Annotated in this window: 1 protein-coding gene; it reads right to left on the bottom strand. The window is 34.0% G+C overall.

The window, feature by feature from the left end:
- Positions 1-259: FAD-dependent monooxygenase (locus AC6UDG_RS07680; protein WP_500706988.1), on the bottom strand; the 259-nt coding region annotated here is incomplete at both ends.

The following is a 259-nucleotide window of genomic DNA, read 5'->3' as shown; positions in this document are numbered from 1 at the left end:
ATTTTACTCATTCCAATTGCATCTTTAATTGCTTGATTAATACCTTGACCTAGAGCAGGACCCATAGTGTGCGCAGAATCTCCAATCAGAGTTAATCCATCATAACTCCATTTTTTTGTTACACCTCCAGAAACATTCAAATATGTAAAATCACTCCATCTTTTGATAGTCGATATGATTTCATTTTTAGCTTCAGGAAACTCATTGGAAATTTGGGAGACATATGAACTAATAGGTTGAGATCTTAATTCTCTACTAC

This window comes from Fructilactobacillus sp. X2R1C1 (genome assembly GCF_059901435.1).
This window is presented reverse-complemented; position numbering and strand designations above follow the sequence as displayed.